This is a genomic window from Paracoccus suum, from assembly GCF_003324675.1.
GTDB lineage: Bacteria > Pseudomonadota > Alphaproteobacteria > Rhodobacterales > Rhodobacteraceae > Paracoccus > Paracoccus suum.
In genome coordinates, this window is the sequence record NZ_CP030918.1 from 1,615,979 (window position 1) to 1,639,697 (window position 23,719).

At 67.3% G+C, this 23,719-nt stretch carries 21 protein-coding genes; 5 read left to right on the forward strand and 16 right to left on the reverse strand.

All coding sequences use genetic code 11. The features are described from left to right. The first annotated feature begins 27 nt into the window (after positions 1–27). Complete coding sequence (locus tag DRW48_RS07895) at positions 28–408, forward strand: YigZ family protein (RefSeq protein ID WP_241963421.1); 381 nt, start codon at positions 28–30, stop codon at positions 406–408. Positions 409–425: 17 nt separating this feature from the next. Here the strand turns inward: DRW48_RS07895 and DRW48_RS07900 are convergent, their stop codons facing one another. From DRW48_RS07900 to ssb, 9 genes are all read right to left on the reverse strand, one after another. Beyond that, entirely contained in the window at positions 426–1,046 is a 621-nt protein-coding gene (locus DRW48_RS07900) for a thioredoxin family protein (protein WP_114075937.1), read from the reverse strand. Between the two features lie 11 nt (positions 1,047–1,057). Next, the gene (locus DRW48_RS07905; RefSeq protein WP_114075938.1) at positions 1,058–1,789 is read right to left on the reverse strand and encodes a cytochrome c biogenesis CcdA family protein; all 732 of its coding nucleotides are present in this window, start codon (positions 1,787–1,789) and stop codon (positions 1,058–1,060) included. Between the two features lie 79 nt (positions 1,790–1,868). Continuing rightward, the gene (locus DRW48_RS07910; RefSeq protein ID WP_114075939.1) at positions 1,869–2,777 is read right to left on the reverse strand and encodes a lysophospholipid acyltransferase family protein; all 909 of its coding nucleotides are present in this window, start codon (positions 2,775–2,777) and stop codon (positions 1,869–1,871) included. Then, the gene (locus DRW48_RS07915) at positions 2,774–3,757 is read right to left on the reverse strand and encodes a DMT family transporter (RefSeq protein WP_241963422.1); all 984 of its coding nucleotides are present in this window, start codon (positions 3,755–3,757) and stop codon (positions 2,774–2,776) included. Before DRW48_RS07915 ends, DRW48_RS07910 begins: the two co-directional genes overlap by 4 nt. Then, positions 3,754–5,772 carry a transketolase gene (gene tkt / locus DRW48_RS07920; protein WP_114075940.1) on the reverse strand — a complete coding sequence of 673 codons (2,019 nt, stop codon included), beginning with the start codon at positions 5,770–5,772 and terminating at the stop codon, positions 3,754–3,756. The genes DRW48_RS07915 and tkt overlap by 4 nt, the downstream gene beginning before the upstream one ends. Positions 5,773–5,898: 126 nt before the next feature. Next, entirely contained in the window at positions 5,899–6,258 is a 360-nt protein-coding gene (locus DRW48_RS07925) for a DUF1850 domain-containing protein (RefSeq protein ID WP_114075941.1), read from the reverse strand. Next, positions 6,255–8,357 (reverse strand): TRAP transporter permease, encoded by a 2,103-nt coding sequence (locus tag DRW48_RS07930; protein ID WP_114075942.1) that lies wholly within the window; start codon positions 8,355–8,357, stop codon positions 6,255–6,257. Before DRW48_RS07930 ends, DRW48_RS07925 begins: the two co-directional genes overlap by 4 nt. A gap of 82 nt (positions 8,358–8,439) precedes the next feature. Next, positions 8,440–9,417 (reverse strand): TAXI family TRAP transporter solute-binding subunit, encoded by a 978-nt coding sequence (locus DRW48_RS07935; protein WP_114075943.1) that lies wholly within the window; start codon positions 9,415–9,417, stop codon positions 8,440–8,442. 198 nt (positions 9,418–9,615) lie between these two features. After that, a complete protein-coding gene (ssb, locus tag DRW48_RS07940) occupies positions 9,616–10,116 on the reverse strand; it encodes a single-stranded DNA-binding protein (RefSeq protein WP_114075944.1) in 501 nt (166 codons plus the stop codon). 277 nt (positions 10,117–10,393) lie between these two features. Between ssb and DRW48_RS07945 the strand changes: the two genes are divergently transcribed. Beyond that, positions 10,394–10,978, forward strand: a complete 585-nt coding sequence (locus DRW48_RS07945; RefSeq protein WP_114077445.1) for a lytic transglycosylase domain-containing protein — start codon at positions 10,394–10,396, stop codon at positions 10,976–10,978. 17 nt (positions 10,979–10,995) lie between these two features. On the opposite strand, the gene DRW48_RS07950 is transcribed toward DRW48_RS07945, so the two are convergent. The 5 genes from DRW48_RS07950 to DRW48_RS07970 form a co-directional block, all read right to left on the reverse strand. Next, complete coding sequence (locus tag DRW48_RS07950; RefSeq protein WP_114075945.1) at positions 10,996–12,099, reverse strand: calcium-binding protein; 1,104 nt, start codon at positions 12,097–12,099, stop codon at positions 10,996–10,998. An 8-nt stretch (positions 12,100–12,107) separates the two neighbouring features. Continuing rightward, positions 12,108–12,707 carry a lipid-binding SYLF domain-containing protein gene (locus tag DRW48_RS07955; protein WP_114075946.1) on the reverse strand — a complete coding sequence of 200 codons (600 nt, stop codon included), beginning with the start codon at positions 12,705–12,707 and terminating at the stop codon, positions 12,108–12,110. Positions 12,708–12,928: 221 nt separating this feature from the next. Next, positions 12,929–13,375 carry a YaiI/YqxD family protein gene (locus DRW48_RS07960; protein WP_114075947.1) on the reverse strand — a complete coding sequence of 149 codons (447 nt, stop codon included), beginning with the start codon at positions 13,373–13,375 and terminating at the stop codon, positions 12,929–12,931. A gap of 34 nt (positions 13,376–13,409) precedes the next feature. Next, positions 13,410–17,030 (reverse strand): transcription-repair coupling factor, encoded by a 3,621-nt coding sequence (mfd, locus tag DRW48_RS07965; RefSeq protein ID WP_114075948.1) that lies wholly within the window; start codon positions 17,028–17,030, stop codon positions 13,410–13,412. A 37-nt stretch (positions 17,031–17,067) separates the two neighbouring features. Next, complete coding sequence (locus DRW48_RS07970; protein WP_114075949.1) at positions 17,068–17,643, reverse strand: hypothetical protein; 576 nt, start codon at positions 17,641–17,643, stop codon at positions 17,068–17,070. A gap of 135 nt (positions 17,644–17,778) precedes the next feature. On the opposite strand from DRW48_RS07970, the gene hemB reads away from it, so the two are divergent. Further along, positions 17,779–18,783 carry a porphobilinogen synthase gene (hemB, locus tag DRW48_RS07975; RefSeq protein ID WP_114075950.1) on the forward strand — a complete coding sequence of 335 codons (1,005 nt, stop codon included), beginning with the start codon at positions 17,779–17,781 and terminating at the stop codon, positions 18,781–18,783. Between the two features lie 287 nt (positions 18,784–19,070). On the opposite strand, the gene clpA is transcribed toward hemB, so the two are convergent. Both clpA and gloB read right to left on the reverse strand, forming a co-directional pair. Further along, positions 19,071–21,389, reverse strand: coding sequence for an ATP-dependent Clp protease ATP-binding subunit ClpA (gene clpA, locus DRW48_RS07980; RefSeq protein WP_114075951.1), 2,319 nt, complete (start codon positions 21,387–21,389; stop codon positions 19,071–19,073). A gap of 206 nt (positions 21,390–21,595) precedes the next feature. Continuing rightward, positions 21,596–22,345, reverse strand: coding sequence for a hydroxyacylglutathione hydrolase (gloB, locus tag DRW48_RS07985; protein ID WP_422385728.1), 750 nt, complete (start codon positions 22,343–22,345; stop codon positions 21,596–21,598). A gap of 58 nt (positions 22,346–22,403) precedes the next feature. On the opposite strand from gloB, the gene DRW48_RS07990 reads away from it, so the two are divergent. After that, entirely contained in the window at positions 22,404–23,183 is a 780-nt protein-coding gene (locus tag DRW48_RS07990) for a class I SAM-dependent methyltransferase (protein ID WP_114075953.1), read from the forward strand. Next, the gene (locus tag DRW48_RS16540; protein WP_422385729.1) at positions 23,180–23,500 is read left to right on the forward strand and encodes a VOC family protein; all 321 of its coding nucleotides are present in this window, start codon (positions 23,180–23,182) and stop codon (positions 23,498–23,500) included. Before DRW48_RS07990 ends, DRW48_RS16540 begins: the two co-directional genes overlap by 4 nt. The last annotated feature ends 219 nt before the right edge of the window (positions 23,501–23,719 follow it).

The window sequence follows — 23,719 nt, forward strand, 5'->3', positions numbered from 1 at the left end:
GGGCGCCCCGGCTGCAATCCAAGTCCGATGGATCAGGCCCCGCCACTCCCACTGCGCATCCTGGACGGCATCGTCAGCGACCGCGGCAGCCGCTATGCCGCCGCTGGCGGTCCGGCGACCAGCCGCGCCGAGGTTGACGCGCTGCTGGCCGAATTGCGGCGCAACAAGCGCTTCGCCAAGGCGACGCACAACAGTTGGGGCGCGATCCTGGACGGGGTGCCGGTCAAGGGTGATGACGGCGAGGCCGGCGCCGGGGCTATCATCCTGGCCGAATTGCAGGCCGCCGGGCGTCCCGACACGCTGCTGGTGGTGACCCGCTGGTATGGCGGCAAGCAACTGGGCGGCGACCGCTTTCGTCACGTCCGCACCGCGGCGCGCGCCTGGCTGGAAGGCGAGGCCGCGAGATAGCGGCCCCGCCCCGCGGCCTAGTTGGTCGGCGGTGTGATGGTGCTGTCGATCTGGTCGTTGACCTTGCTCTGCACATAGGTCTGGAAGTTCTCGCCGGTGTCGTAGCCATGAGCGAGGACCCATTCCAGCAGGTCCAGCGTCGTTCCCTTTTCGAAGGCGCCGGGCATCATGGCGACAGCGGCGTCACGCACGCCCTTACCTTCGGGTACCTCCTCGGGCAGGAAGATCATGGTCGGTGTGAACATCACCCCCCATTTGTTGGCCATCTTCTTTTCCGGCAGCGCAGTGCCGTCGAAATCGGTCACCTCCGTGTCGCCGAACAGGTTCACCTGCACGACAAAGAACTTGTCGGTCAGCAGCTTGGCGATCCTGTCGTCGGTAAAGACCTTCTCGTGCATGCGCGTGCAGTAGATGCAGCCGCGCTGCTCGACGATCAGCAGCAGGCGCTTGCCCGAGGCGTTTGCCTCGGCCAGGTCGTCGGACAGGTTGCGGAACGTGTCATGCATCCACGTCGCGTGGTGGAGCCCATCATCGCCCAGCGGCGCGGGCGCCGCGGCCATGGCGGGCAGGCCGAGGCCGGCAGCAGCCACCAAAGCGGCTGCGGCGGTGAGGAACAGGCGGCGGGGCAGGTGGCTCATGCTGCGTCCTTTCAGGTGCCGGTCATGCCGAAGGTGTCGATCATCCATTGGGCGATGGTGTTGACGCTGTTGGTCGCGATCAGGATCGCGAACACGATCAGCATCACGCCCATGATCTTTTCAACGTAGCCGAGATAGCGGCGGTTGCGCGCGACCCAGGCGAGGAACGGCTTGGCGAACAGGGCGGCGATCACGAAGGGCAGCGTCATCGCCAGGCCATAGATCAGCAACAGGGTGCCCCCGCGGACCAGATCGCCGGTCCCCGAAGCGACCATCAGGATCGCCGCAAGCGCCGGGCCGACGCAGGGCGTCCAGCCGAAGCCAAAGGCGAGGCCCATGACATAGGCGCCGATGATGCTGGTCGGCTCGGCTTTCGATTCAAGGCGCGCCTCGCGATAGAGGAAGGGCACGCGGATCACGCCCAGGAAATGCAGGCCGAACACCAGCAGGACAGCCGCCGCGACATAGCTCAGCGGATCGCGCCAGGCGATGAAGGCCTGTCCCAGTGCGGTCGCGCCAAGGCCAAGCAGCACAAAGATCGTCGTCACGCCCAACGCAAAGGCTATGGCCGAGACGACCAGCCGTCGATGCGCGCCGGGCGCGATCTCGCCCGAGGCGCGCAGTTCGGACATCGAGATGCCCGCCATGTAGCTGAGGTAGAACGGTACCATCGGCAGGATGCAGGGCGACAGGAACGACAGGATGCCGGCGACAAAGGCGCCCCAATAACTGATATCGAGCATGCGATCTCCTGTGGTCGGGGCGATGGTCGGCGGCGTTCCCGCGATTGTCAATCGCAGTTCTTGAATATGTCACGCGCTGTCAAGCGGGGCCGGCCTTCTTGCGCGGCGGCTTCCAGCGACGATGCACCCAGAACCACTGATCCATGTGAGCGCGGGTCAGTGCCTCCAGCCCGTCGTTCAGGCTCTGCATCATGGTCTCGGCGTCCGAGGGGGGGATGGGGGCGAGGGCGTGGACGCGGAACGACAGCCCGTCCGGTTGGCGGACGGCGTGGACAGGCACCAAGGGGGCGTCATGGCGCAGGGCCAATTCAGCCGGGGTCAGGACCGTCTCGGTCGGCAGGCCAAAGAAGCGCAGCGTGGCACCATCACGAATATACTGGTCAAAGCCGAGGCAGAGCCAGCCGCCGCCGCGCAGATAACGCAGCATCTGGCCGACGCCCTGACGGCCGCGCGGAAAGATCGGCTGGGCGATTGCCTCCATCGCGGGGATGTAGTGGCGGTTGAAGGCGGCGTTGTTCATTGGCCGGTAGAGGGCGCCGACCGGCCAGCCCCGCGCGCTGAGGGCGGCGCGCATGGCGTCGTAATTGCCGAAATGCGCGCAGGCGATGATGACCGGGCGCCCGTCTGCGGCGGCGGCCTCGAGCGTCGGCACGCCCGCGCCCTCGAGGATGTCCGCGGCGCGGATGCGGCTGGTGAACTCGGCCCCGGAATAAATCTCCGCCATGGCGCGGCCGGCGTTGTCGGGGACAGCGCGGCAGAGGCGGGCGACCTCGGCCGGGGCAAGATCGGGGCGCGCGAGGGCGAGGTTTGCGCGGATGCGCGCGGGCCAGCCGGCGAGGGGGGCGAGCAGGCGGGAAAAGACCCAGCCGACCATCGGAATGCGCCGCTCGTAAGGTATCAGCCGCGCGCCGGCCATCAGCCCCTGGAAGAGGGCGGAGGCGGCGCGGTCAACAAGGCCGGGCCGGTCGTCATCGCCGGCCCCGCTCATGCAGCCGCGGTTCTTTGGCTGGCGCGGGCGGATTGTGCCTCGCGCGTCCAGATGTAGAGGCCGGCGCCGACGATCAGCGCCGCCCCGATCAGGGTCCATGCGTCGGGGATCGTGCCCCAGAACAGCCAGCCCCAGACCCCGGCCCAGATCAGCCCGGTGTAGCCGAAGGGCGCGATGGCGGATGCCTCGGCCATCGCAAAGGCGCGGATGATCATGGTCTGGGCGATAGTCCCAAAGACGCCCAGCAGCGCAAAGGCCCACAGATCGCCAAGGGCGATCGGCTCCCACACGAAGGGCAGGATCAGGGTGGTCGCGGTGGTGCCGATCAGGGCCGACCACAGGACCGAGGTGCGGGTCGAATCGGCCCGCGACATGCGGGTCAGGATGGCGCCGGCGGCATAGCTGACCGCGCCGATCATCGGCAGGATGGCCGCCGGGTGCAGCACGCCGCTGCCGGGGCGAATGATGATCATCGCCCCTACCAGGGCCACGGCGATGCCGGCGATGCGGCGCGGGCCAATGCGCTCGCCCAGGAACAGCGCCGCAAAGAGGGTGATGAGGACCGGGTTCACGTCCATGATCGCCGTCGCCTCGGCGAGGCCGATGAAGGTGATCGCGGTAAAGAACATCACGACCGAGACCAGCTGCGTCAGCCCGCGAAAGAGCTGCACCCAAGGCCGGACCGAGCGAAGCGTGCTGCGCAGCCGCGGGCCAAAGATCGCCATCACGATCAGGAAGTTGCCCGCAAAGCGGGCCCAGACGACCAGCCCGGGATTGTAGGTCTGGGTCAGATGCTTGGCGGTCGCATCCATCATGGTGAACACGAACACCGAGCCCAGCAGCAGCAGCAACCCCGCCATCTGCGTGCCGCCGCCGGCCGGATTGCGCACTCGGTCCAGCACAGGCGCCGCACCGGGCGCGGTGCCGGGCACGCAGGCACCGGCAGCCTCGGCCCGATCGGCGGCGCCGTGCGCGGTCACATCAGCGACCGGGCAAGCTTGACCGTTTCGTCGGCGGTGATGCCGAAGTGCTTGTAAAGCTCGGGCGCCGGGGCGGAGGCGCCAAAGCCGTCCATGCCGATAAAGCCCGACTTGGCCTCGGCGCCGCCTTCGCCCAGCAGCAGCCAGTCCCAGGGCATTCGCAAGGCGGCCTCGATGGCGATGCGCACCGTGCCGGCGGGCAGAACCTCGCGCCGGTACTCCGCGTCCTGAGTCCGGAACAGTTCCATGCAGGGGATCGAAACCACGCGGGTCGGCACGCCCTCGGCCTCCAGCGTCTCGCGTGCAGCAAGGGCAATCTCGACCTCCGAGCCGGAGGACATCAGCACCACCCTGGGCGCGGCCGAGGCCTCGCGCAGCACATAGGCGCCCCGGGCGGTCAGGTTTTCCGCCCCGTCGTCCTGGCGCACCAGCGGCAGGTTCTGGCGCGATAGCGCCAGGATCGAGGGGGTAGTGTCGGTGGTCAGCGCCAGTTGCCACGCCTCGGCGGTCTCGACCAGATCGGCGGGGCGGAAGGTCCAGGTATTGGGCGTCGCGCGCAGCATCGCCAGATGCTCGACCGGCTGGTGGGTGGGGCCGTCCTCGCCGAGGCCGATCGAGTCATGCGTCATCACGAACACCGACGGCACGCCCATCAGCGCCGCCAGGCGCATGGAGGGGCGCATGTAGTCGGCAAAGCACAGGAACGTGCCGCCATAGGCGCGGTAGCCGCCATGCAGCGTGATGCCGTTCATCGCCGCCGCCATGCCATGCTCACGGATGCCGTAATAGATGTAGCGGCCGTGGCGGTTCTGGTCGTTGAAGATGCCGAGATCGGGGGTCAGCGTGTTGTTGCTGCCGGTCAGGTCGGCGCTGCCGCCCACGGTCTCGGGGATGGCGGCGTTGACCGCCTCAAGCACCATTTCGGATGCCTTGCGGGTTGCGAGCTTGGGCTTGTCGGCGAGTGCCTTGGCCTTGACCGCGGCGATGGCCGGCGCGAGGGCGTCGGAGGTCTCGCCCGAGACGCGCCGGGCAAAGGCCGTGCGCTGATCTGCGGGCAGGGCGTCGACGCGGGCGTTCCACGCCTCGCGCGCGGACCGGCCCTTGGCGCCGATTTGCAGCCAGGCCTCGCGCAGGTCGTCGGGCACGACGAAGTCCGGATGCTCCCAGCCATAGGCGCCGCGGACCTTGACGATCTCCTCGGCGCCGAGGGGCGAGCCGTGCACGCCGCTGGTGTCCTGCTTGCTCGCGCCATAGCCGATGAATGTCCGGCAATCGACCAGCACCGGGCGGCCGTCGTCCTTGATGGCTTTGTTCAGGGCGGTCGCTATATCGGCCGGGTCATGGCCGTCGCACTCAAGGACGCGCCAGCCCGACGCCTCGAACCGCGCCTTCTGGTCGGTCGCATCCGACAGGGCGACGCGGCCATCGATGGTGATCTTGTTGTCGTCCCAGAGCACGATCAGTTTGCCGAGCCGCAGCCGGCCGGCGAGGGTGAGCGCCTCCTGGCTGATACCCTCCATCAGGCAACCGTCGCCCGAGATGACCCAGGTGCGGTGATCGCACAGATCGGCGCCAAACTCGGCCCGCATCTTTTCCTCGGCGATGGCAAAGCCCACGGCCGTCGCGAAGCCCTGGCCCAGCGGGCCGGTGGTCATCTCGACCCCTTCGGCGTGGCGATATTCGGGGTGGCCGGCGGTGATGCTGCCGAGTTGGCGGAAGTTGCGCAGCTGGTCGAGGGTCATCTGCTCGTAGCCGGTCAGATGCAGCAGCGAATAGAGCAGCATAGAGCCATGGCCGGCGGACAGGATGAACCGGTCGCGGTCGAACCAGTTGGGCGCCGCGGCATCGAACTTGAGGTGGTCGCGGAAGAGGACGGTGGCGACATCGGCCATGCCCATCGGCATTCCCGGATGACCGCTGTTGGCCGCCTGCACGGCGTCCATCGCCAGTGCCCGGATGGCTGTGGCGAGGTTCCAGGTGGCGAGGTCGGACGAACGACGTTCGGCGAAATCCATGAAAAGGCTCCGGCTGGCTGGGCTTGGGCAGGGGTGTAGCAGGTGGCGGGGCGAGGACAAGGTATCCGCGCGTGCCCTGGGGTGGACGTGGGGCGCACCGAACGACCCCGAGGGGCGCTAAGTGCCCTACTGCGCGCAGGGCGCCAGATGCACCGGCGCACCGGCTGTTGCGCCAAGGCTTACGCATCCTGCATCGACGCAGAGCCGCCAGCCCGCGCCGGTCGTGCCCGAGGCTGCCAGCACCACCTCCGGTACCGGGCGGCCGACGGGCCAAACCCACCAGCCGCCCCGCAGCACCGCGCCGTCGCCGGGCTCCATCCCTGCGCCGGAACTGCGAACGGCGGCGCTCTCCAAAACCAATGCGCTATCGGCGACGCGCCACTGCTCGCGCCAGCTGGTGCGCTGGACAGAATGCGTCCATTCCAGCGCAAAGCCGTGGCTCGCGGTCAGGGCGAGCGCACCGACCAGCAGGCATCCACCGCTCATCCGGCGGCGGCGACAGTCCGATGCTGGCGCCACATCCACAGCGCGAACAGTGCCGAAAGGGCAAAGCCGACCTCGTCCGTGACGGGCAGGGCGGCGCATAGCAGGAACGCGGCGACCATCGCCAGTGCGCGCTCTGGCCAGCCGATGCGGTGCCCCAGCCAGCCGATCACGGCGATGCCCCAGAGGCCGATCGCCAGCACTGCCTTGACGACGATATAGGCCACCGCCGGCAAAAAGCCGATCGCGGCGCCCAGGGCGCCCCCATCCTGAAGCATCAGCTCGGGTGTGTAGACCGCGAGGAAGGGCACGACGAACCCGGCGGCCGCGATCTTGATCGCCTCCATGCTGATCTTGAGGCCGCTTTCCTTGGCGATGGGGGCTGCGGCAAAGCAGGCCAGTGCCACCGGCGGCGTCAGGTCTGCCAGGATGCCGAAGTAAAAGACGAACATGTGGCTGACGATCAGCGGCACGCCCAGTTGCAGCAACGCGCCGCCGGCGATGGACGAGGTGATGATGTAGTTGGGGATCGTCGGGATCCCCATACCCAGCACGATGCAGGTGATCATGGTCAGCAGCAGCGACAGGAAAAGGCTGCCTTGGCCGACCGACACGATGAAGGTGCCAAAGGTCGAGGCCGCCCCCGTCAGGGTCATGGTGCCGATCACGATGCCGACCAGCGCGCAGGCGACGCCCACCGGCAGCGCTGTCTTGGCGCCGTCGGCGAGGCTCTCGATGCAGAGGCGCAGCGTCTCGCGGCCGCCGCGGCTGAGCAGGTTCCAGGCCACCAGCAGCCCCAGCGCGACGCCGACTGGCTTGATCCCCCATTCAAAAAACGACGCGGTGATCAGGCCCAGCCCGATCCAGACGATGGCCCGGATCACACCATTCGACACCCCCAGCAGGGCCGAAGCGCCGAGGATCAGCATGACCGTCAGCGCAAGGCCGATCGTGCCCGCGTAAAGCGGCGTGTAGCCCGAGAATAGCAGCCAGACGAGGACCGCCAGCGGCAGGATCAGGTACCAGCCCTCGCGCAGCGCCCGCAGGGGCGAGGGAAGGTCGGCCTTTTTCATGCCGACGAGGCCGCGCTTGCCGGCCTCCAGGTGGGTCATCCAGAAGGCTGCGGCGAAATAGAGGATAGCGGGGATCACCGCGGCCTTGACGATCTGGACATATTCAACGCCCAGCGTCTCGGCCATGATGAAGGCGACCGCGCCCATGACGGGGGGCATGATCTGCCCGCCCATGCTGGCCGTGGCCTCGACACCGCCGGCGAATGCTGGACGATAGCCAAAGCGCTTCATCAGCGGGATGGTGAACTGGCCGGTGGTGACGACGTTGGCGACGCCCGAACCCGAGATCGTGCCCATCAGCGCGCTGCTGACCACCGCGACCTTGGCCGCGCCGCCAAGCCGGTGCCCGACCAGGCCCAGCGAGACGTCGGTGAATAGCTTGATCATGCCGGCTTTTTCGAGAAACGAGCCGAACAGGATGAACAGGAAGATATAGCTGCTGCTGACGTAGATCGGGATGCCATAGATACCCTCGGTGCCATAGGCCATGTGCTCGACCACCTGGCTAAAGTCATAGCCGCGGGTCTGCATCATGCCCGGCGCATATTGTCCGAGGAAACAATACAGTAGGAAAGCCCCGGCAATGATTGGCAGGGCGATGCCCATGATCGCCCATGCGGCGACGAACACCGTTACCAGCGCAACGACACCCATGAGCAGATCGAGGCTGGTCGGATCCCCGGCACGGATCAGCAGCGGCTCGAACTCGAGCCACTGGTAGGCGGCGACCGCGACCCCCGCGAGGGCCAGCACCCAGGCCAGCGCTATCGCGGGCCGGGACCAGCGCTTGGCCAGGGCGACCAACGGAAAGGTCAACAGCAGCAAAAAGCCGACATGCACTGCCCGCACGATCTGCGAGGGCAGGTCCAGGAGGTGCGCGGCGGTGGCGACCTGAAAGACCGAAAACGCGACCGCGATCCAGAACAGCAAACGTCCGACCGGCGCATCCGGAAAGCTGTCGGCCAGCGGGTCATGCAAGCCGAGGTCGGGCGCTGCGGCCGGGACGGGGTGCGGGTGGGCTGCTGTCATGTGTCGGCCGCCATTGAAATGGAATGGCGCCCGGCGATGCCGCCGGGCGTTTGATCGTGTGTCGCGCGCGCTTGCGCCACCCTCACTTGAGGATGCCGGCCTCGCGGTAGTACTTTTCCGCGCCGGGGTGCAGCGGCAGCGGCATGCCTTCCAGCGCCTTGGCCGGATCGATCGCCTGTGCCGCCGAATGGGCCGCGCGCAGGCCGTCGAGGTGCTCATACATCAGCTTGGTCATCTGGTAGACCTCTTCCTCGGGCACGCCTTCATGCGTGATCAGGAAGTTCTGCACCGCGACGCCCGGAACCTCGGCATCCTGGCCCTGGTAGGTGCCCGCCGGAATCGTCGTCGCCTGGTAGGGCGCGCCCAGCTTGGTCACCACATCCTCCGGAACCGCCACCACGGTGATCGGCACCGAGGTCGCGAGGTCCTTTAGCGAGGCTACGCCGAGGCCGGCGGACTGCAGCGTCGCGTCCAGTTGGCGGTTCTTCATCAGTTCGACCGATTCCGCGAACGGCAGATATTCGACCTTGGACAGATCGTCATAGCTCATCCCGGCGGCTTCCAGAATGGCGCGGGCGTTCAGCTCCGTCCCCGACTTGGCAGCGCCCACGGACAGGCTTTTGCCCTTCAGATCGGCGAGGGTGTTGATCCCGCTTTCCTTGCTGGCGACGATCTGGACGTAGTTCGGATAAATCGCGGCGACCCCGCGCAGCTTGTCCAGCGGCGCCTTGAATCCGGCCTCGGCGTCACCCTCCCATGCCAGCTTGACGCTGTCACCCAGCGAAAAGGCGATCTCGCCCTTGCCCTGCTGCAGCAGGTTAAGGTTCTCGACCGAGGCCTTCGTCGCCTGGACCTGCACGCGGGCGCCGGAAATGCCGTCGGTGTATATCTTCTGCAGCGCCACGCCCATCGGGTAGTAAACCCCCGAGGTGCCGCCGGTCAGGATGTTGATGAATTGCGCGGCCGAGGCGCCGATCGGTGCGCCCAGGGCGGCAACGGCCAGTGCCGCCGCCAGCAGGCGGCCGCGGCGGGGCGCGGTCTTGCGAAGGCTGGATTGCATCGGGCAGTCTCCTCTCTGTCCGGATCTTGGTGGGGCGACAATGTCTGCAATGGCAGGGTCAGGCAAGGCTGCAGTGCGGCGCAAGGTCGCAGTGTTGATCACGAAAATGCGGGCCCGGGTCCGGGCCGCATTCACGCAGCCTCGCGGCAGCGCGAGCATCTGAGAGCTGTCAAGAGGGCCGAAACGCCGTGACGGAGGTCAGAACGGGATGTCGTCGTCGAACTCGGGCCGGTTGCTGCTGCCGGACTGGTTGCCGCCGCCCGAGGCGTTTCTTCCGCCCGACTGGCCGCCCCAATCGCTGCCGCCACGATCGTAATCGCCGCCACCTTGGCCACCCTGGCCGCCCCCGCGTCCATCCAGCATTGTCAACTCGCTGCGGAAGGGACGCAGCGCGACCTCGGTCGTGTAGCGGTCGTTGCCGGATTGGTCCTGCCACTTGCGGGTTTCCAGTTGGCCCTCGACGTAGATCTTGGCGCCTTTCTTCAGGTATTGCTCGGCGACGCGCACCAAGGGCTCGGAATAGATGGCGACACTGTGCCATTCGGTCTTTTCGCGGCGCTCGCCGCTGTTCTTGTCGCGCCAACTTTCCGAGGTGGCGATTCGCAAGTTTGCCACTTTGCCGCCGTTCGGGAAATTGCGGACCTCAGGGTCCTGCCCGAGGTTCCCGACCAGGATTACCTTGTTCACGCTTCCAGCCATTGCCGCACCCCCAGAACTTGCCTTTGGCGAACAGCCTTAAACCGCGCCGGATCGGCCCTCAAGTCGCTGCCGCCACCGCGCGGGCAGGCCGTATTAAGCGGGAATCCGCGCGCCGGTTCCCGCGGGCCGGCGCACCTTTGCGAGAGGCTGGCGGTAGGATCCGGTTGGGGCTATCGTCGCCGAAATAGAATTAAGAACGAGGGCAGCGATGTTGGCAGGGTCTGGAGTGCGCGCCGGGCGCGTGACGCGGGGTCTCGTGGCCGTGGCGCTGGCGGCGATGCTGGTCCCCCAAGCCCCCACCGCCTCATCGGCACAAGGCCTTTATCAAGGCGGCGGCGGCTCGCGCCTGTCGCAATTCCAACGCCAGACCCGGCTGATGGATTCCCGCCTATCGGCCCAGTACCAGCAGAGCGCGCGCCTGCAACCCGGCGGTGCCAACCGCAAGATCACCGTCACCACCGTGCCCCTGCAGGGGGCGATCCCCCAATACAGCGGCCGCCGCAGCGCCTACGTGCCCCACGCCCGCGCCGCTGCGCGCAAGCACGGCGTTCCGGAGGATCTGTTCCTGCGCCTCGTGCAGCAGGAATCCGGCTGGAACCCGAATGCTCGCAGCTACAAGGGCGCGCGCGGTCTGGCGCAGCTGATGCCCGGCACGGCCGCCAAGCTGGGCGTCAACGCCGCCGATCCGATCCAGAACCTGGACGGCGGGGCGCGCTATCTGCGCCTGATGTACAACACGTTTGGCGACTGGCGCCTGGCCCTCGCGGCGTATAACGCAGGCCCCGGGGCGGTCGCCCGCTATCGCGGTGTGCCGCCGTATCGCGAGACGACGAACTACGTCCGCGTGATCGCTGGCGGCTGAGCCAAGCACCCACCCCACTAGCCGTAGATGAAATCGCTCTCCTGCAAGGGGACGATGAAGTTGGCGAGGGTGATGACCGCCCCTTCGCCAAAGCGCAGCACCACGGACGTCTTGAGAACCTGCGCCTCGGCGATGATCCTGGCCGCATCCTCGCCATAACCGATGAAGATGCGGTCCTCGCCCTGTTTGAAGTCAGTGATCCGGTCCGTCCCCGTCATCTCGAAACTGGCGCGTCGGAAATCGAACAAGTCGGCGCCGAGACCGCCGGTCATCGTGTCGTTGCCCTCCATCGCAACCAGCCGGTCATTGCCCGCCCCGCCGTCCAGCACATCGCTCCAGGCTCCGTCATAGAGCGAGTCGTCTCCGTCGCCGCCGCTCAGCGTGTCGGCCCCTTCGTCTCCGATCAAAACGTCATTGCCCACTCCGCCTGCAAGCGTGTCGTTCCCCGAACCGCCATACATGCTGTCGTTGCCCGAGCCGCCGATCAGCGCGTCGCCGCCGCCATCACCATAGAGCGTGTCATTGCCATTGCCGCCGGTGATGGAATCGATCCCCGCGCCGCCCTGCAGGACCGATCCCCACGAGCCGCCGAGCAGCGTGTCGGCCCCGTCACCGCCGTTGAGGGTGGTGTACCAGTCGCCGCCCTTAAGCCAGTCGTTGCCCTTGGCCCCCTCGACATAGCTGCCGCCCACCAAGTCGGTGATGCGGTCGTCGCCCTGGCCGCCATAGATACGGTCAAACCCGGCGCCGCCGTCGATCGTGTCGTTGCCATTGCAGCCGTAGACGGTGTCGTAGCCGTCGCCAGCGTTGATGCTGTCGCTGCCGTCCAAGGTCCAGTCGGGGTCGGAGGTACCGACGATATAGTCCGCGCCGCCGCCGCCATTGATAACGTTGCCTGCCGAGTTGTCGCCGAACAGCAGGTCATCATCCTCGGTTCCGGTCCATGTCATGACCGCGGCGAGCGCAAAGCCCTGGATCGTCAGTGACATCGGCGCATAGACCGCTGCCAAGGTGCTTTCCGCAGACGGAAAATCGCCGCCGAGGGCCATGATGGTGAACGTGTCATCGGCGAGCGGGGCCGGCGCTGCGGCCTCGCCGAGCGGTGTAACGAAACTGGACATTTGGCTCCTCAGGCGCGGCTCAGGGTGATGCGGGTGTATTTCGTGCCCTCGATCGCGGCGCCGGCCATAAGGCCGGACTGGCCAAAGATCATCGCGACAACCGGGTATTGCAGCGCCAGCGTGTCGGCGCCGATGTCCATGCCGCCGGTCGGAAGGGCGTAGAACGCATCCGCCCCGGCAACCCAGCCCGGCGAGGCGCGGAACGCCGCCAGCGCGTCACTGCTGCGAAAGATCAGGGCGTGGGCATATTGCTGGGCGCCGGCCTGCACGCCGAAGGTCGCCTTGGCCGCCGAATAGTAATCGACCGTCTGCCCGCCGACGCGCAGCGCGCCCTCGCCATAGGCGGCGCCCGGGCCGAAGGCCGCCTCGGTCACCAGCGGCATGTAAAGAACGCCCTGCGCCGCCTGCACCATGGGCGCGGCCGAGGGATAGGTCTGCACCAGATAATCCCGCGTCGCGTCGACGCGGGTGTCGATGCCGGCGGCCGAGCCGATGCCGTAGCCGGTCGCGCAGCCACCCAGGGCCGCGCCGGACAGCAGGGCCGCCGTGCCGACCGCGCCCCGCATCATCAGTCCGCGACGCGTAATGCCACCTTCGTTCGGGGTCATTGCCTGATCCTTCCATTCCCGCCGGGCCGAAATTGCCCTGCCGGAAAGTCTATCCCCATTGCCCGCGGCCCGCATCTTTACCGCCGGCGGATGAGCGGCGTTCTGTCCTTTGACGGACCGTTAACCACGGCGGGTTAATGAAGGGTTAATCGGGGAAAGGACGGCCGATGATTTTTGCGAGGCCACGGCACTGCTGCAAGATTGCCCCAGCTGGCCGCAGGCTATCGCGCCGCAATCATCAGGGCGCGGTCCAGCGCCTGCAAAAAGCGCGATCGGTCGGCCTTGGTAAAGCCCGATCCACCGCCGCGCATGAACGGGTCGGCGGCGCGCAGGTCGGCCATCAGATCCCGGGCCGCCAATTGCGGGCCGATATTGGCCGCTGTCAGGAAATCACCGTTTGGACGCAGCACCTGCGCGCCCGCCTTCACGCAGCGGTCGGCCAGCGGCATGTCGGTGGTCACAACCACATCGCCGGGCCCGCACTGATCGGCGATCCAGCGGTCGGCTTCGTCCGGTCCTTCGGGCACTATCCTTAGGCTGACCAGCGGGTTGGCCGAGGGACGGATGCCGCCATTGCAGACCATGACGACCGGTACCCCGTGACGCGTCGCGACACGCTCGACCTCGGCGCGGACGGGACAGGCGTCCGCATCGACGTAGACGGTCATCGCGGTTGCCACAGGGTGGCGTGAAGGGCGGCAATCATGACCACCGCTTTGTATCGGGTCGCTTGCCCTGCGTCGGGGGTTGCGGCCGGAACGGCCGGCTCGGCGGTTTGGGCTTGGGGGCTGGGGCCGGCTTGGCTGCGGCCATGACCGTGGCAGCAGTTGCGGCGGGGGGAAGAGTGCTCTTGACCTTGCCCTCGGCCCGCAAGGCCAGGTCCTTGGCCAGCGTGAAGGCGCCCTTGATGCGGTCGGCATCGGTGGGCCAGTCGCGGCGCATGACGATCTTGTTGTCTTTGACCGTCACGTCGCCCCGGTTTTCGTGGATAAAGCCCACCAGGCCCTCGGGGCTGGCGAACTTGTCGTTGTGAAAGGTCACGCTGGCGCCCTTGGGGCCGGCATCCAGACGCGCGATCCCGGCGCGCTTGGCCATCGCTTTGATGCGCATGACCAGCAGCAGGGTGTTCACCTCGCGGGGCAGGGTGCCGAAGCGGTCGATCAACTCGGCCGCGAAACCCTCCATCTCGGTCTTGGTCGTTAACTCGGCCAGCCGCCGATAAAGCCCCAGACGCACATCAAGGTCCGGTACGTAAGCCTCCGGGATAGTGACCGGAACGCCGAGGTTGAGGACCGGGGCCCACTCGTCCTCCGGGGTGCCTTCCAACTCGCCCGACTTGATCTTGGCGATCGTCTCTTCAAGCATGGCTTGGTAGAGTTCGAAGCCCACTTCCTTGATGTGGCCCGACTGCTCCTCGCCCAGCAGGTTGCCGGCGCCGCGCAGATCGAGATCCTGCGAGGCAAGGTTGAAACCTGCGCCAAGGCTTTCGATGCTGCCCAGGAACTTGAGGCGGCGCACGGCCTGCGGTGTCAGCGGCACGCGCGGCTTGGTGGTCAGGTAGCAATAGGCCCGGGTCTTGGCGCGGCCGACGCGCCCTCGGATCTGGTAGAGCTGCGCCAGCCCGAACATGTCCGAGCGCCAGACGATCATCGTGTTGGCCGTCGGGATGTCGAGGCCGCTCTCGACGATCGACGTCGCCAGCAGCACGTCGTGGCTGCCGTCGTAGAACGCGTTCATCCGTTGATCCAGATCGCCAGCTGCAAGCTGGCCATGCGCCGTGATGACGCTGACCTCCGGCACGTGCTCGGCCAGCCAGTGCTGCACGTCGGGCAGGTCGGCCAGGCGTGGGACCACGAAAAAGCTTTGCCCGCCACGATATTTCTCGCGCAGCAGGGCCTCGCGGATGGTGACGGTGTCGAACTCGGACACGTAGGTACGGATCGCCAACCGGTCGACCGGGGGCGTGCCGATGATCGACAGATCGCGCACGCCCGACAGCGACAATTGCAACGTGCGCGGAATCGGCGTCGCGGTCAGCGTCAGCACGTGGATATCGCTGCGAATTTCCTTGAGCCGTTCCTTGTGACCGACGCCGAAGTGTTGTTCCTCGTCGACGATCAGCAGGCCGAGGTTCTTGAACCGGACCGCCTTGGCCAGCACCGCATGGGTGCCGACCACGATGTCGACCGAGCCATCGGCAAGCCCGGCGCGGGTCGCGGCTGCGTCCTTTGCGCTGACAAAGCGCGACAGCGGCCGGATGGTGATCGCGGTGCCGCGAAACCGCTCGGCAAAGCTGCGGTAATGCTGGCGCGCCAGCAGCGTTGTCGGCGCGACAACGGCGACCTGGCGGCCGCCTTCGGCGGCGATGAAGGCGGCGCGCATCGCCACCTCGGTCTTGCCAAAGCCGACATCGCCGACGATCAGGCGGTCCATCGGCCGGCCCGCAGCCAGATCGCCCGCGACATCGGCGATCGCGGCGGACTGATCGTCGGTCTCGGTATAGGGGAAGCGGGCGGCAAAGGCCTCCCACTCGTGATGTGCCGGCTCGAGGATCGGGGCGGCGCGCAGCAGGCGCTCGGCGGCAACGCGCATCAGCCGGTCGGCGATCAGGCGGATGCGTTCCTTGAGGCGGGCCTTGCGGGCCTGCCACGCCCCCCCGCCCAGTTTGTCCAGCAGCCCTTCCTCGTGCCCATAGCGGGTCAGCAGTTCGATATTCTCGACCGGCAGGTACAGCCGGTCGCCGCCGGCATATTCGATGGCGACGCAATCGTGCGGCGCGCCTGCGGCGCGGATCGTCTCCAGCCCGGTATAGCGGCCGATGCCGTGTTCGACATGGACCACCAGATCGCCGGGGCTGAGGGTCTGGGTGTCGCGCAGAAAGTTTTCCGCACGGCGCTTGCGCTTGGCCCCGCGGATCAGCCGGTCGCCCAGAACGTCCTGTTCCGAAATGACGGCAATCCGGCCCAGGGCGGTGCCGTCCGCGACGAACCCCTCGTCCAGCGGCCAGACCGCGAGGCCGAGCGCGCCCTTGGTGTCGGGCAGGTCCGACAGCCGGGCGATGGGGATCGCGCCGGTGACCCCTTCATCCGCCATCAATCCGGCAAGCCGCTCACGCGCGCCGTCCGAGAACGAGGCGACGACGACCCGGTCGGTCTTGCGCAAGTCGCGAAGGTGATCGGAGAGCGCGCTGAAAAGATTAATCTTTTCGTTCTGCCGTTCGGGGGCAAAGTTGCGACCGACTCGGCCGCCGGCATCGAGAACGCCGGGCCCGGGCGGCTGGGGCAAGACGGACAATTGCAGCACGCGGCGCGGTGCCAGCCATTCTGCCCAGCCGGCGGCGTCGGGAAACATCTCGGCCGGGGGGATTGGGCGATAGAGGGATTCGTTGGTGGCGCGCGCCGCCATCGCCTCGCGCCGGGCGGCATATTGCTCGGTGACGGTCTCGAGTCGCGCGGCCCGGACCTGCTCCAGCCGGTCATCGAGGACCAGCGAGGCAGCGGGCAGGTAGTCGAACAGCGTTTCCGTCTGGGCATAGAACCAGGGCAGCCAATGCTCCATGCCCTGCGATTTTTGCCCGGCGCTGATCGCCTCGTAGAGGGGATCGCCCCCGCCGCCGGCGCCGAATTCGGCGCGGTAGGACTGGCGGAAACGAGCGATTGCGGCCTCGTCGAGGATGACCTCGGACATGGGCGCCAGTTCGATTCGGTCCAGCCTGCCCTCGCTGCGCTGCGTTTCCGGATCGAAGCGGCGGGCGCCGTCCAGCACGTCGCCGAACAGGTCCAGCCGGATCGGCCCGCCCCCACCGTCGGAGTCGTAAGGGGGAAAAATGTCGATGATGCCGCCGCGAATTGCGTAATCGCCCGGTTCCGTGACGGTCGGGGCCTGGGAAAAGCCCATTCGGACGAGGTAGGCGCGCAAGGCAGCCTCGTCTAGGCGGTCGCCCACGCGGGCGGTATAACTGGCGGCGGCAACGACCTCGCGCGGGATCAGGCGCTGCATGGCTGCCGACAGTGTGGTCAGCACCACGAAGGGGCCGCGCAGCGCGCCGCTGGCGAGCGTGGCGAGCGTTGCGAGGCGCGTCGCCTGGATGCCGGCCGCGGGCGAGACCCGGTCGTAGGGCATCGTGTCCCAGGCCGGAAACTCCATCACCGGCAGGCCGGGCGCCAGAAAGGTGAGAGCCGCCCGCATCCCGGCCATGCGGCGGTCGTCGCGCGCGACATGGATCACGGGCGCCGCGCGGGTTGTCGCCTCGCGTGCGATCAGGGCGGCGTCGTACCCCTCGGGCGCGCCGGACAGGATCAGTTTGGCTGCTGGATCGGACATGTCGGGTGACCTGTGGTCCACGCGCCGGGGTGTCAAGTCACAGGCCGTTCGGATGGGTCAGGTTCCACACGACCCCCCACCACGTCGCGATGGCGACGGCCAGCACCGACAGACCCGTGCCGAGCCAGCGATGGCGCATCAGGCGCGCGGCCGCCGTGCTCGCGGCATCGCGCACGGGCATTTCGCCACGGCGCGCGGCGTCCAGCATCAAGGTCAGGCGGCGGGCGAGGCCAATGCGGATCGCGCCGAGCAGTGCCAGAGGAGCGAGCAGCAGCGTTGCCGCCTGGGCCGTCTGGCTGCCGTAGGCAAAGCCAAGCAGCGCCAGCACGGTGAGGCCAAAAGCGCAGATCGCAAGGCCGATCGGCCCCTCGACGGGCGTCAGTCGCCAGCGGGGCAGGCAGAGGGACAGCCAGTCCAGCAGCACCAGCGCCTCGGGCGGGGTGTCGGCGTCGCCGCCTCGCAGAGCCCGGCGCGCGCGCAGCACGATGTCGGCTGGCACGCCGAGCGGCGCACGGTTGGCCAGCGCCCAGGCCCCGGCCAGCATCAGCCAGTACCAGAGCGAGGTGAAGGCGCGGGTATCGAGCAGGCTCAGAAGGCCATCGGGACGAAACAAGGGAGGATCCGGTGATGCGATTCGCGCGCAGCCTAAGCCAGCGCACCGGCAAGGGAAACGCCCCTCCCTTGCGGCAGGATGCGCTGGCGTGCCACCCTTGGCGCCGCCCCTCCCCTCACATCAAGACAATTGTCCATGTCCCCCACGCCCATCGTCGCCCCGTTTCCCGCCGGCCGCCTGCGCCGCCTGCGCCGCACCGCCGCGTTGCGCGCGCTGACCGCCGAGGTCGGCCTCAGCGCCGCGAACCTGATCTGGCCGATATTCGTGACCGAGGTCGCAGGCGCCGAGGGGCCGATCGCCTCGCTGCCGGGGGTGGACCGGCTGACACTGGACGGCGCACGCCGCGCGGCCGAGCGGGCGATTGCGTTGGGCATCCCGGCCGTCTGCATCTTTCCCCATTCCGATCCCGACCAGAAAACCGACGGCTGCGAACGGGCCTGGGACCCGGACAACATCGGCAACCAGGCGATCCGCGCGATCAAGAAAGTCGCGCCCGACCTGGCAGTGATGACCGATATCGCGCTCGACCCCTATAATGCCAACGGCCATGACGGTCTGGTGCGCGACGGGGTGATCCTGAACGACGAGAGCGTCGAGTGCCTGGTGCGGATGGCGCTGGCGCAGGCCGAGGCCGGGGCCGATATCCTGGGTCCCTCCGACATGATGGATGGCCGGATCGGTGCGCTGCGCGGCGCGCTGGAAGGCGCGGGCCACCGCGATGTCGCGATCCTGAGCTATGCCGCGAAATACGCCTCAGGGTTCTATGGTCCGTTCCGCGACGCGGTTGGTGCCTCGGGGCGGCTGGTTGGCGACAAGAAGACTTACCAGATCAACCCCGCCAACCGCGACGAGGCCCTGCGCTGCGTTGCCAGGGACCTCGCCGAGGGGGCGGACATGGTGATGGTCAAGCCGGGGATGCCCTATCTGGACATCTGCCGCATGGTCCGCGACGCCTTCGCCGCCCCGACCTATGCCTATCAGGTGAGCGGCGAATACGCGATGATGGAGGGCGCGATCCGCCAAGGTTGGCTGAAGCGCGAGGTCGTGCTGGAGGCGCTGTTGTCCTTCCGCAGGGCCGGTTGCGACGGCGTGTTGACCTATTACGCGCCCGAGGCGGCGGAGTTGCTGGCGAAGGGGTAGGTGGGGGATAACCGCGCCGCGGTGCTGATGAGCCGACGTTCATTTTCACGAGGGGAATGGGCGAGGGCTCACGACTGCGAATCCCTGCCACGCGCAACCATAATGCGTGTCGCCTAACGCCGACGCGCTTCGCTTAACGGCGATTCCTTTGGCGCGAGAGCGATGCATCTTGGTTAGGAGCTGCCCATCTCGCTGAACGAGAGGTCGCCCCCCGACCGTCGTTCGTCTCGCCCCCGGGCCCTGTCATTCAAAAGCAAACGACGCCCCGAAGGGCGCCGTTTTTTTTATCATTCCGCCGTCAATAGCGGCGTTTCTTCCTTGGTGATCCGCGGCGTCGAGGGGCCGGTGATGTCGAAGGCGAGCTTGTCGTCCTCGAGCCGGACCCGCACGACCCCGCCCTTGGTCAACCGGCCGAACAGCAGCTCTTCGGCGAGCGGCTTCTTGATGGTCTCCTGAATCACGCGACCGAGTGGGCGGGCGCCCATCTTGTCGTCGTAACCCTTGTCGGCGAGCCATTCGGCAGCCTCCGGGGTCAACTCGATATGCACGCCGCGGTCGATCAGTTGCGCCTCGAGTTGCAGGACGAACTTTTCGACCACCTGGACGATCACCTCGCGCGAGAGCGGCGCAAAGCTGATGACGGCATCCAGGCGGTTGCGGAACTCGGGCGTGAAGGTGCGCTCGATGGCCGCGGTGTCCTCGCCCTCGCGGCGGTCGCGGCCGAAGCCGAAGGCCGCCTTGGCCTGGTCCGCTGCGCCCGCGTTCGAGGTCATGATCAGGATCACGTTGCGGAAGTCCACCTGCCGCCCGTTGTGGTCGGTCAGTTTGCCGTGGTCCATCACCTGCAGCAGGATGTTGTAGACATCCGGATGCGCCTTTTCAATTTCGTCGAGCAACAGCACGCAATGCGGATGCTGGTCGACGCCGTCGGTCAGCATCCCGCCCTGGTCAAAGCCGACATAGCCGGGCGGCGCGCCGATCAGGCGGCTGACCGCGTGCTTTTCCATGTATTCCGACATGTCAAAGCGCAGCAGTTCCACCCCCAGCGTGCTCGCGAGTTGCTTGGCGACCTCGGTCTTGCCGACGCCCGTGGGGCCAGCAAACAGGTAGTTGCCGATCGGCTTTTCCGGCTCGCGCAGGCCAGCCCGGGACAGCTTGATCGCGGAGGCAAGCGCCGTGATCGCGGCGTCCTGGCCGAACACCAGCCGCTTGAGCGTCGCTTCCAGATCGCGCAGCACCTCGGCATCGTCCTTGCTGACGCTTTTCGGGGGAATGCGCGCGATCTTGGCAACCACGGCTTCGATCTCGCGCGGGCCGATCAGCTTGCGCCGCTTGCTTTCCGCCACGATGTGCTGGGCGGCCCCGGCCTCGTCGATCACGTCGATCGCCTTGTCGGGCAGCTTGCGGTCATGAATGTAGCGGGCCGACAACTCGACCGCCAGTTTGATCGCCTCGTTCGAATAGCGCAGGTCGTGGTGCTTTTCGAAGCTGGGCTTGAGGCCCATCAGGATCTTGATGGTGTCGGGCACCGACGGCTCGTTCACGTCAATCTTCTGGAACCGGCGCGACAGGGCGCGGTCCTTTTCGAAATGCTGGCGGAATTCCTTGTAGGTGGTCGAGCCCATGCAGCGCAGCTTGCCGCCGGCGAGCGCCGGCTTCAGCAGGTTGGATGCATCCATGGCCCCGCCCGAGGTCGCGCCGGCGCCGATCACGGTGTGGATCTCGTCGATGAAGAGGATCGCATCAGGATGCTCTTCCAACTCCTTCACGACGGCCTTCAGCCGCTCCTCGAAATCGCCGCGATAGCGTGTGCCGGCCAGCAGCGAGCCCATGTCGAGCGAAAAGATCGTTGCGCCCTTCAGCACCTCGGGCGTCTCGCCGCGGGTGATCTTGAGCGCCAGGCCCTCGGCAATGGCGGTCTTGCCGACGCCCGGATCGCCGACCAGCAGCGGGTTGTTCTTCCGCCGGCGGCACAACACCTGGATACAGCGCTCGACCTCGCCCTGGCGGCCGATCAGCGGGTCGACGTCGCCTTCGGTCGCCTTGCGGTTCAGGTCGACGCAGTACTTGGCCAGCGCGCTTTCCGCGGCCTCTTCCTTGCGGCTTGACGCCTGCTGCTCGGTCTTTTCGCTGCCTTCGACGCCCCGACGCTCGTTGAAGGCAGGGTTCTTGGCGACGCCATGGGCAATGAAGTTGACCGCATCATAACGCGTCATCTCCAGCTCTTGCAGGAAGAAGGCGGCGTTGCTTTCGCGTTCGGCAAAGATCGCGACCAGCACATTGGCGCCGGTTACCTCGGACCTGCCCGAGCTTTGGACATGGATCGCCGCCCGCTGGATCACGCGCTGGAACGCTGCGGTCGGCACCGCCTCGCTGCCTTCGACATCCGTGACCAGCGTCGAGAGGTCGTCCTCGATGAACTCGACGAGCATCTGGCGCAGCTCGTCTAGGTCGAGGTTGCAAGCTTTCATCACCTTGATGGCATCGGGCTCTTCGGTGAGGGCGAGAAGCAGATGCTCTAGCGTCGCAAGCTCGTGGTGATGCTCGTTTGCGATGGCCAGGGCTGCGTGGATGGCCTGCTCCAGAGTAGTCGAGAATGATGGCACGGGCCTGAGCCTCCTGTCAGTCGTCGCCGGCGGGTCTGGGCCACGATCAGCGGTCCACCTGTCCAGACTGTCACGATAGGTTTAAGATTTGTTTGCCGCACGTAGTGAGGCAAGAGATTTTTGCGTGGCACTGCATGAAATGCAGCGATTGGTGCAAATGTGAGCCTGCGCAGGGACGGTTTCAAGGGATGCGGGCGCAAGCCTCATCACGATCTGTCCTTCATGCTTCGCAGGCGGGCAAAGGCGTCGACTTCCGGGTGGCCCTCCAGTCCCAGGCTAGGGGCAAGAGCAGCGGCGCGCAGAAAAGGGTTGGTCGCCAGCTCGACCGCGAGGGACTGTGGCGCGCAGGGCTTTTGACCGGCGGCGACCGCGTCGATGCGCGTACGCAGGGCGCTGTTGTCGGCGTCGACTGACAGGGCGAAGGCGCCATTTCCGGCGCAGTAATCATGCCCCGAGCAGACCAGTGTCTGTGGCGGCAGCGCGGCAAGGCGCTGCAGACTGGCCCACATCATCGGCGCATCGCCCTCGAACAGGCGGCCGCAGCCGAGGGCCATCAGGCTGTCGCCGGTCGCGACCATCTGCGCCTGCGGCAGATAGTAGGCGATGTGACCGCGGGTATGGCCGCCGGCATCGATCACCTGCGCCTCCAGCCCTGCCAACTCGATCCGATCCCCCGGCGCGACCGTCCGGTCGAGTTTCGGCAGCCGGTGCGTGTCGGCGGCGGCGCCCACCACCTCGGCGCCCGTTGCCGCCACGATCTCGGCCACCGCCTGGATGTGATCGTCGTGGTGATGCGTCAGCGCAATGACATCGAGGGTCCAGCCGCGCTCCTTTAGCGCCGCGAGGATCGGGGCGGCCTCGGGGGCGTCGAACAGGACCGTTTTGCCGCCGGCATGGACCAGATAAGCGTAATTGTCCGTGAGACAGCGCACAGTCACCAGCTGCGGGGTCGTCATTGGCATTCCTTTCGTCCTTCGGCACAGTCAATGCGCCACAGAAGGGGGTCCGGGCGCAATGCATCACGACGTGATCGACCTGCGCGGCTTCTACTATTCCCGGGCGCTGGGTCGGGTGGTGCAGCGCATCCTACGTGACCGGCTGCAGGCGGCGTGGCCGGTCGGCAGCACCGCCGGCATGACGGTTGCCGGCTACGGCTTTGCGGTGCCGTTGCTGCGGCCCTACCTGGGGCGGGCGCGACGCGTTGTCGCACTGATGCCGGGCGAGCAGGGGGCGATCCAGTGGCCCGTCGGCCTGCCGAACCATTCTGTCCTGACCGAGCCAGGCGCCTGGCCGATCGAGACCGGATCGATCGACCGGCTGGTGATCCTGCACGGGCTGGAGACGTCGGACCATCCCGCCGCCCTGCTGGCCGAGGCATGGCGCGTTCTGGGGCCGGGCGGTCGGATGGTGGTCATGGTTCCGAACCGCACCGGCCTCTGGGCGCGCAGCGAAGGCACGCCCTTTGGCACCGGCCGCAGCTATAGCGCGGGCCAACTGGAAAAGCAGGCCCGTGACGCAGGCTTCATTGCCGAGCGCAGCGGGGCGGCGCTCTATATCCCGCCGTCGGACCGGCGCTTCTGGCTGGGCAGCGCGCAGATATGGGAGCGGGCGGGCGCGCGGATCAGCTCCTTCCTTGTCGCCGGGGTGGTGCTGGCCGAGTTCACCAAGCAGGTGCGGGCGCCGCTTCCGCCGGGATCCAAGGTCCTGGTGCCCAGCCCGCTGGGGGTGCTGGAGGGGATCGCCCGTCCAGCCGCGATTCCGGGCACGTCCCCGCCCGCGCGTCGCGGCCCATGAGCCTGTCGGCGACCCCGAATCTGCCCTCTCGCGACTTCGCGAAGTCAGTAGAATTTTATGCCCGGCTGGGATTTTACGAGCGGTTCCGCGACGAGGGATGGATGATCCTCGGCCGCGACAATGCGGTCATCGAGTTCTTTCCCCATCCTCGCCTAGATCCCAAGGAAAGCTGGTTCAGCGCCTGCCTGCGAACCGAGGCGCCGGGCGCACTCGATTCGATCTTCGCGTCGCTTGCGCTTGCGGAGTTACCGGAACGCGGGATTCCACGACTGACGCCGCCCTGCGACATCACGCCCGGGCTGCGGATGTTGCCGTGATCGACTGTGATGGCTCGCTGTTGCGCTGGATCGGGCCCTGATGGTGCCCGGACGGGCGATTTTCCGCGCGACAAACAGGGTTGCGGCACGCGCTGCGATGTTGCGGACCCCGGCATGTGCTGTTAGAGACGCGCCAGATTTCGGCATGGACGACCTTATGGGCGTCAAGACCCCGCGACTGACCGGCCACCGACCCCAGGTTCGGCCGGCCCGGCCAGC